The following is a 9,488-nucleotide window of genomic DNA, read 5'->3' as shown; positions in this document are numbered from 1 at the left end:
ACCGTCGAGGGTGCTGTAGAAGACGCCAAGGATGCTGTTACTGGCGAAGGCGGCGAAGGCGGCGAAGGTGGCGAAGGCGGCGAAGGTGGCGAAGGTTAAGCGTTGACGCCAGTTTATCGCTGGGTGCCCATGGTTCACAATATTAGTGATGATTACTGAACGCTATAAGTAGCATCAGCCATGGGCGCAGCAAACGGCTGTTGGCGCGGCTTTTCCTTTGGAGAGATGCATTCAGCCGTTTGCCATAGCTGTTAGGGAGTGTCTACAAAACGGTGTTGGAGAGGGCTGAAACCCTTGATTTTTTATTAAAAATTAGCGATTGACACAAAAGTCTGGACATTCCTACTCAGTTGCCTCCAATTAACTCTGATAAAAATGAAAGGGTTCTGACGTTAGCGTTGGCACCCTTTCATTTTTCATGGGCAAAGAATGATGGATATTGCATGTCCGTTTTGTAGTGCATGCCTGGCATGAATCCTTACAGCAGTGGCGATTAGATGCCTCCTAACTTTAGGAAATATCAGCCTATGATTGATGCACATTGGCCATTATGGCGGGTGGTTTGCTCTAAAGATGGTTGAAAACTCCTGCAAAATCTCCGCCTTGGGTGTGAAAGAAAGCCCTACAATGATTTGGATTTGTTGATCCGAGTCCTGAATGATAGGACTCTCTAATTTGTTACCCTCGATTTTTCCAACGCTCGCTTATGCCTCGCCGCAACGACCTCAGCAAGATTTTGTTAATTGGTTCTGGCCCGATTGTGATTGGTCAGGCTTGTGAGTTTGACTATTCGGGCACCCAAGCGTGCAAGGCTCTGCGAGAAGAAGGCTATGAAGTGGTGCTGATTAATTCCAATCCGGCCACCATCATGACTGATCCAGAAACGGCGGATCGCACCTACATTGAACCCCTCACCCCTGAGTTGGTGGCTCGGGTGATTGAGCGGGAAAAGCCAGATGCACTCTTGCCGACCATGGGCGGCCAGACTGCTCTAAATATTGCTGTTAGTCTTGCCAAGGAGGGTGTTCTAGCGGCCCACAATGTGGAGCTGATTGGAGCCAAGTTAGATGCCATTGAAATGGCTGAAGACCGCCGCCTATTTAAGGAGGCCATGGAACGGATTGGTGTGGGCATATGTCCGTCTGGGTTGGCTGAGACCATGGATGAAGCTCAGGCAATTGCTCAAGAGATTGGTACTTACCCATTAATCATTCGACCTGCATTTACCTTGGGTGGGACCGGTGGGGGGATCGCCTACAACCAGGAAGAGTTTGAAACCATTGCCAAGTCCGGTTTAGATGCCAGCCCGGTATCACAAATTTTGATTGAGAAGTCGCTGTTGGGCTGGAAAGAGTATGAGCTGGAGGTCATGCGTGACCTGGCTGACAATGTCGTGATCATCTGCTCGATTGAGAATTTGGATCCCATGGGAATTCATACCGGAGACTCGATCACGGTAGCGCCTGCTCAAACCCTGACTGATAAGGAATATCAGCGGTTACGGGATGCATCTATCAAAATTATTCGTGAAATTGGTGTGGAAACGGGTGGTTCCAATATTCAGTTTGCTGTGAATCCAGATACGGGGGCTGTGATTGTTATTGAGATGAACCCCAGGGTGTCTCGTAGTTCTGCCCTTGCTTCTAAAGCTACGGGGTTTCCCATTGCAAAGTTTGCGGCCAAACTAGCGGTGGGCTACACCCTGAATGAAATTTCCAATGACATCACAAAGAAAACGCCTGCTAGTTTTGAGCCCACCATTGACTATGTGGTGACTAAGATTCCCCGGTTTGCCTTTGAAAAGTTTCCTGGAAGTGCCCCTTTATTGACTACCCAGATGAAGTCGGTGGGAGAGGCGATGGCCATTGGCCGTACCTTTCAAGAATCGTTCCAGAAGGCTTTGCGCTCCTTGGAAACGGGGCGTGCTGGTTGGGGCTGCGATCGCAGCGAAAATCTTCCCACCATTTCCAAGGTGCGCTCCAGTTTGCGATCCCCTAATCCAGACCGCATCTTTGCGCTGCGCCATGCGTTGCAACTCGGGCTCAGCGCTCAGGATATCTATGAACTCACCGGCATCGATCCCTGGTTTATTGATAAATTACAGGACTTGCTGATCACTGAAAAATGGTTGAAGCGTACAGCCTTAGGGGCTATTACTGCCGAGCAAATGATGGCGGTGAAGCAGCAGGGCTTTAGCGATCGCCAAATTGCCTATGCCACCAAAACCGATGAAGATCAGGTGCGGGCAAACCGTAAGGCCTTGGGCGTGACACCGGTCTATAAAACGGTAGATACCTGTGCCGCAGAATTTGAGGCATACACTCCCTATTATTACTCCACCTATGAGGCTGAAAACGAGGTCAAACCTTCTGATCGGCGAAAGGTAATGATTTTGGGGGGTGGTCCCAACCGCATTGGCCAGGGTATTGAGTTTGACTACTGTTGTTGTCATGCCTCCTATGCGTTACAGGCCCATGATTTTGAGACAATCATGGTGAACTCTAACCCGGAGACGGTCTCCACTGACTACGACACCAGTGACCGGCTTTATTTTGAGCCCCTCACTAAGGAAGACGTGCTCAACATTATTGAGGCGGAGAACCCAGAAGGGGTCATTATTCAGTTTGGTGGCCAGACTCCCCTCAAGTTGGCTGTCCCTTTGCAAGCCTATTTGGGCAGTGCACCGGAGGTTGATGGTCAGCCGATCCAGACAAAGATTTGGGGTACGTCACCTGATTCTATCGATACGGCTGAAGACCGTGAACGGTTTGAGAAAATCCTTTGGGATTTGGAGATCACGCAGCCACCCAATGGCATTGCCCGTAGTTATCAGGAAGCCCTGGAGATTGCTCAAAAAATTAACTATCCAGTGGTTGTGCGCCCCAGCTACGTGTTAGGTGGTCGGGCTATGGAGGTGGTCTATTCCGACCAGGATCTAGAGCGCTACATGACGACAGCGGTACAGGTAGAACCGGACCATCCAATTTTGATCGATCGCTTTTTGGAAAATGCCATTGAGGTGGATGTGGATGCCATTTGCGATCGCACTGGTCAAGTTGTCATTGGTGGCATTATGGAGCACATTGAGCAAGCGGGTATCCATTCGGGTGACTCGGCTTGTTCATTACCGACCATCACCCTTAGTGATAACGCCCTGGGTATCATTCGTGATTGGACCGTCAAATTAGCTAAGGCCCTAAAAGTGATTGGCCTCATGAATATTCAATTTGCGGTTAAAGATGATGACGTTTATATCTTAGAAGCCAACCCCAGAGCTTCTCGTACAGTGCCATTTGTTTCTAAAGCAACGGGGGTGCCCTTAGCTAAGACAGCGGTTCTCATTATGTCTGGACGAACCCTGACTGAGGTGGGGGTGATGACAGAAGTTATCCCCACCCATATTTCAGTAAAAGAGGCTGTACTACCCTTTAGTAAATTTCCGGGTACTGACACGCTGCTAGGGCCAGAAATGCGGTCTACCGGCGAAGTCATGGGGATTGACGTAGACTTCGGGCGTTCTTTTGCCAAAGCCGAACTAGCTGCTAGTCAGGCGCTGCCTTTGCAAGGGACAACCTTCATTTCTATGAACGATCGCGAGAAGGAAGCTGTAGTTCCCATTGCTAAGGAACTTGCAGAACTAGGTTTTCAACTGATGGCGACAGCTGGCACTCGGCGGGTACTACAGTCCCATGGATTAGATGTGAGATTGGTCTACAAAGTGCATGAGGGTCGGCCCCATGTGATTGATGCCATCAAAAACCAGGAAATTCAGCTGATTATCAACACGCCCACCGGGGCTACTGCCCAGGAAGATGATCGAATGATTCGTCGCACAGCCCTTGATTACAAGATCCCAACGATTACAACCCTGTCAGGTGCGCGAGCAACCATTGAAGCCATTCGTTCCTTGCAGCAACAAACGCTAGCGGTTAAAGCCTTGCAAGACTATCTTGTTTAGGCAGTCTTGTTTAGACAGTCTTGTTTAGGCAGTCCTGTTTAGACAGAGCGCTTAACCCCGAATAAAAACTTGCCATGGGCTGATCCCCAGGGCGAAACATTTTATGGGTGAGGCCTTGTAATGCGTCGGTCAGCAAAGCGGCGTGGTTGAACTCAACCACGCCGCTTTGCTACTATGCCAGGGACTAAGAGTCAGGCTTTGAGCTTCAATTGCTTGCCCCTAGTCTCTATTATTATTGCGATTACTGCGATTGCGGCTCCAACGCTTTTGACGATGTTTTGCGATCGCCTTACGCTTAAGTTTTTCAGCAGGTGTCTCAAAGTAACGGTGCTTTTTCATATCCGAAAAAATACCGGCTTGCACAACCTTCCGTTTAAATCTTCGCAGTGCTGATTCAATACCTTCATCATCCCCAAGGATAACCTGGGCCATAGTATTCTCCTTTAACGACAAAAATGGGGCAGACCAACTGCCCCATGATAGACCAGGGTTGTGTGCAAAACACGTAACCCAAAGTTAGGCAGACTTTTTAATTTAGAAGCGACCGCCACCACCGCCGCCACGCTGTTCACGGGGACGAGCCTTATTAACCCGCAGGTCTCTGCCCATCCACTCTGCACCATCTAAAGCCTCAATTGCAGAGGCTTCTTCGTCTTCCGAAGACATTTCTACGAAGGCAAAACCACGAGGGCGACCAGTTTCACGATCTGTGGGTAGATGGACACGCTGGACTGTTCCATACTCGGCGAAGACGGCATTAATGTCCTCCTGAGTAGCATCATAGGACAGATTTCCAACATAAATGGACATAGAGAATCTCCTAGGTTAAGTATGCAACGAGTTATACGGAGATCCCTCTAGTAATCAAATCGAAGTCGAGATTGAACTGGTCGAGTTGAACTGTGAGCGTATCGTACCGAAAACTGATTGTTACCCAATATAGCAACGCATTGCCATAGAACTCTAGCATACCTTGCCAATTGCTGATTTCAATTCTTAAGAATTGATTTTGGGCCTGGCTTCAAAGGGGTACACCTTACTAATAAATAAGGGTTAGCGCTGACTACATGCCCGCAGGATAGCTTTGTCTATTAGGAATCAAAATATGTGTCTAATTGAGTCTTCAGGTCATCTAATGAACTGGATAACAAGTTAAAGACTGATAGCTGTTTAGGGTAGTAATTATCAACGAGATTTTGAATTGTTTCATCTTCAGAAGGCATGACTCCGCTAATGGTGTTAGCTACGGCATCTGCCAATCGGCCACTGCCGGCAATAATCGTTACGTGTCTGCCCAACTCAAGGTTCAGCCTCAAATCTTGAAGCGATACTTGACCGCCGTTAATCAATAAGGTCATAGATGGAAAATGTCCCGCTAAAACCGACGAGAACCTGGCTAACCAGCGGGATTCACTCCCCCAATTTTCACCGGGTACTAGGAAGAAATGGGTGTGATGGGGCTCCAGTTCGACTGGAGGATAGTTGGAATCATCTGGGGGCGGAGGTGGAGTTGTGCCGACTGGAAAAATGACTCTGTTTAAGGGTGCAACGCCAATTAGATTAAATTGGCCACTAACATAGTGGCGTGCCTGGCCCATCATATGGATAACGCCAGCATCGGTGCCGCCGTCCAATACAGTAATCCCGATTCGTTCTGACAGAGTTGCTAAGGTGTCATTGAAAAATTGAAGCAGCTTTGCCTGACTCTCAGCCGTCATGTTACTGGCACCGCCGATGACTAGCAATGTCGGTCTTGGGCCTGCTAATCCTACAAGCGATAAAGCTTTTTCGTAACCAGTGTCGTCTGCCACCTTGAGTATTTTCGCAAGCTGCCCATTGGAAAACGTATGTTCAACGAGTTCGTCAGCTGAAGTTCTGGGCATTTTGTATATCTCTTATCAAAGGTGGCCAGATGGCCTGTGCTTCTAACCCAATTACATCCCCAAAATACCCCCATCCTGTAAAAATTGTGCAATTTGATCTTATAGAATGACCTGATTTTTAGGTATACGAGCAAAGTATATGCGTAAAATCGCGGATCTTGAAACTGCAATGAGCTCTGAGTAGACCCGATGTTTCTATTTAATTGGGGTGAGTTCTGGTTACAGTTGGAACTGTATTTTTTAGCAGCAAAAAACTCAAGATCGACCTGCTACGCCATCTATGCTAATTGAGCACGGGCCCGCTCAACATATTTCGAAAATACATCCCAGCCATGGTAACCGCCATTCACTAGCTTACGAACACGACGCCAGTCGCCTTCGCGAGCAGCTGTAGCCACGCCACGCTCTTTAAAGTAGCAAGCGAGTACCTGGGCGGATATTTCGGGATCCATGACTAAATCGGGATTGCCCTCTAGGTCTACACCTAGTTTTTTGCCGTAGGTGCTGTAGTTGGCGCGCCCGGTTAGTTGGATATAGCCACGGCCATGATATTTAATGCCATCACCAGGATTAACGTTACCGAGGTCTGCACGTTCTTCATAGCGTTTCCAGTAGCTCTCGCCTCCCCACTCGTGGACTGGTTTGAATCCGCCGGTTTCAATGCGGATAGTCGCTAGCAAACCAATGAGTACGGAGTTGTCGTAAATATCGTACTTTTTCATGGCAGCCAAGATCCCGGGCAGATAAACTTTACAGTCTTCCAACGGGCATTCCAAAATCTGGGAAACTTCATCCGGTGTGGTGAGTTGAGGTCCACTGACCACCGCAGTTCCACCAGAACCGCCATTGGTCTGACTTTCCACAACGCTGTTTTGTTCAGTTAAAATTGTTTTTAGAGCCTGAAAGTCAACAGTCTCTTCCCATTCCAGTGCATTTTGACCTAAAGGCGGTAGATTACTGGTGGAGGTAATGGTCTTGCTGGATGATTGTCGGGCGGGACGTCGACCAGACGTTTTGTTTGAGGAGGACAGCAGGGACTGGACGCCAGTCATTGGTTCAGCAGGACTGCTTTCTTCAAAAGTTTCTCCTTCGGAAGATGATGGCATTTGGATATCCAACAATGATCCTGAATAACCGCCATCTTCTAGACCCTGTGGCTGACTGCTGACCTGTTGCTCAGCTAAGCGAACTTTTTCTAATTCCAGTTTCTGAGCTCGCTCTTCTAACTCCTGATTGAGACGCATTAGTGCTTTCTCGGCATTGTTAACAGCCTCGTCAGCGTCTTGCTTCTCCTCATCTTGCTTCTCCTCTAAACGAGCAACGAATCCCTCTACATCTTTCTGGATATAGGACTCAACCCGTTGGGCAAATATTTTATAGGCGTCTGAATGTACTTTATATTTGCGATAAGGGCCAGCTAGCTGCATAAACTGCCAGCCCTCGATCTTCATGCTTTCTGCTGTACTACGATAATTACGATACTTGTCACCGTGCCCAAAAAACTCTTCCACAGCAGCAGAAATGGCTACTGCTTGACTAACAAAAAAGGCAGTTGTAGCAACTCCCACCTGAAGATCATCATTATTACTTCTAAAACCCACCATGGCTGGGACAAGTACACCCCCAATAATGGTGATCATGCGGAGCCTGAAGTGTTGGTTACGCTCTTTAGTGGCACGTCCTTCTAGCCACATAACCTGATCTAACCAGCGATTTTTGAGAAACTCCTTACGTAGGTCTGAAATCTCAAGCTTATCTATCAATCCACCCAGGGTTTGCTTGAGATAATCATTGTAAGCATTTTTCTTGGCCATTTTATTTGATTAGATGCGATTTGAGATAGATGCGGTTTTGAAGGCGAAATTATTAATTCAAACAGCGCTCTCTAGAGGCTCTTGAATTATGTGGAATCGGGTCAGGAGATATTTGCACTATCGGAGGGGGAATGCCACTCCGATAGTGCAAATATCTGAAAAGCCTCAAAATTTTGACAATCGTGGAACTAGCGTGGTGTAGACCAACTGCTATTGGATTGTCTAGGACAGAACGCAACTCAAAGGGTACACGGTTTAGCTTTATAAGCTAGCTTCCTAATTTATAAAAATTAACTTACGAAAATTTATCTCGTTTATTTTCCCAGAGCACCATCGCTAAAGTATAAATTCGTTTATTTAGTGATTATTTGAGATGATATAAAATCTTTATAAATGTTACCTGTTTAAGTGTCTTGGTTTGATGTGTGCAGAATAGTGTTTAAGTTATTTGCCTGTAAGGGATTAAACGAACCTTAGAATGAGCTCCTGAAAGGGAAATTGCTGATATTAACTTGCTTTTTGCTGTCAGTATATTCCGCAGACTTGATTTGACTTCTCTTACGATTGGCTGTCTATCTCTGTTGTTTCATCTACTAGCTCTATGGATTTGACTCTGAAAAAACTTGAGGCAGAGTATAGGTCAGCGTTTGAGCGTTGTGCGCTTCAGTCGGATGTGGAGCCTACGGTTAGGGGGATTGTGGGCCGTATGGTGCAGTTGCGATCGCACTATGAAGTCGTTGAAAAAGCTACGGGTGTGCCCTGGTGGTTTGTGGGGATCTTGCACTACAGCGAATGGAACTTTCGCGAGCCAGCGCAGTTTGAACGCCAGATGATTGATGTCCTGATCTCTAAGAAATTTCATCAGGCCAAGACCCGTACCCTGGGTGCACTTTTGTGGGGATTTGACCTCTGGAACGGATTCCGTGGTGGTGTAGGCAAAGAGTCTACCTGGGTATGGGGGGGAACCAATATCCTTGATAAAAAAACATCACGTGTCGGTGCTGCAGCCATTATGCGCTATATGCAATCGCAGCAACTGCTGGATATGGGAGATCCTCAAGGATCAACTGAGATGCTGGTGCTGGCTGACACCCTATTTAAGGTGAGTCCAGAGCAAGGCTTTAAGTTGTCTGACGGTGACAAGATCTTGGTGAGTGCGGGTACCCGCTTGCAGTTGCTGAGTGATGAGCCTGATCAAGGAAATCACGTTAAAGTCCGCATCCCAGATGGGGTACTTATGGGGCAGAATGATCGCGTTGATTGGTTCGTATTTGCCCAGCATATTCAGTTAGAAGGCACAGAGCCCAATAACAAACCGCAAGATCCACCTGTTGAACCTGAAACAAAAATTGCCGAAAGAGATCGCGGACGATCGATCACTGTCCCCAAGCTAGGCAAGGTTTATCTTGGTGATCCCATTTTGACCAATGGTCACTTTAGTTGGGCCGAAGCCACTAAGAATGGTAATCGTATCCCTGTGGACGAGGACGTGGTCAACGGTATTCTCAAAATTGCTGAGGCCATGGAGGAAGTGCGGGACTATTTGGGAGGACGTCCCATTACCGTGAACTCTTGGTATCGAGATCCGGCTTCAAATCGTAAAGCTGGTGGAGCAAGCCGTTCGCGCCATCTGTCAGGCGATGCCGTGGACTTTGTGGTGCAGGGGATCTCTCCGCCAGAGGTCAACCGAAAGCTAGAACCCTGGTGGCGAGACCGTGGAGGGTTAGCGAGTGCCTCGGTGTTTACTCATCTTGATGCACGAGGGTATCGTGCCCGCTGGAACTATGGCTTCTAAGCTGTTTTTAGGCTAGCAGTCCATGTCTGGATTGCAGT

6 protein-coding genes are annotated in these 9,488 nt (G+C 47.8%); 2 read left to right on the top strand and 4 right to left on the bottom strand.

What is annotated here, in order from left to right; translation table 11 throughout:
• Positions 1-706 precede the first annotated feature (706 nt).
• Positions 707-3,958, top strand: a complete 3,252-nt coding sequence (carB, locus tag DXZ20_RS31170; RefSeq protein WP_163702765.1) for a carbamoyl-phosphate synthase large subunit — start codon at positions 707-709, stop codon at positions 3,956-3,958.
• A gap of 219 nt (positions 3,959-4,177) precedes the next feature.
• Here the strand turns inward: carB and rpsU are convergent, their stop codons facing one another.
• The 4 genes from rpsU to DXZ20_RS31150 form a co-directional block, all read right to left on the bottom strand.
• Positions 4,178-4,390 carry a 30S ribosomal protein S21 gene (gene rpsU, locus DXZ20_RS31165; protein WP_006515070.1) on the bottom strand — a complete coding sequence of 71 codons (213 nt, stop codon included), beginning with the start codon at positions 4,388-4,390 and terminating at the stop codon, positions 4,178-4,180.
• A 102-nt stretch (positions 4,391-4,492) separates the two neighbouring features.
• Positions 4,493-4,768: an RNA-binding regulator gene (gene rbp / locus DXZ20_RS31160; RefSeq protein ID WP_163660851.1), complete on the bottom strand. Its 276-nt coding sequence runs from the start codon at positions 4,766-4,768 to the stop codon at positions 4,493-4,495.
• 281 nt (positions 4,769-5,049) lie between these two features.
• Positions 5,050-5,841: a hypothetical protein gene (locus tag DXZ20_RS31155; RefSeq protein ID WP_163660853.1), complete on the bottom strand. Its 792-nt coding sequence runs from the start codon at positions 5,839-5,841 to the stop codon at positions 5,050-5,052.
• A 278-nt stretch (positions 5,842-6,119) separates the two neighbouring features.
• Positions 6,120-7,655, bottom strand: coding sequence for a DUF4231 domain-containing protein (locus tag DXZ20_RS31150; protein ID WP_163702764.1), 1,536 nt, complete (start codon positions 7,653-7,655; stop codon positions 6,120-6,122).
• A 601-nt stretch (positions 7,656-8,256) separates the two neighbouring features.
• Between DXZ20_RS31150 and DXZ20_RS31145 the strand changes: the two genes are divergently transcribed.
• Positions 8,257-9,450, top strand: a complete 1,194-nt coding sequence (locus DXZ20_RS31145; RefSeq protein ID WP_163702763.1) for a D-Ala-D-Ala carboxypeptidase family metallohydrolase — start codon at positions 8,257-8,259, stop codon at positions 9,448-9,450.
• Positions 9,451-9,488: the final 38 nt, after the last annotated feature.

The sequence above is a fragment of the Adonisia turfae CCMR0081 genome (assembly GCF_011009555.1).
GTDB classification, from domain to species: Bacteria; Cyanobacteriota; Cyanobacteriia; order Phormidesmidales; family Phormidesmidaceae; genus Leptothoe; species Leptothoe turfae.
The sequence above is the reverse complement of the archived record's forward strand: the minus strand, read 5'-3'. Positions and strand labels throughout refer to the sequence as shown.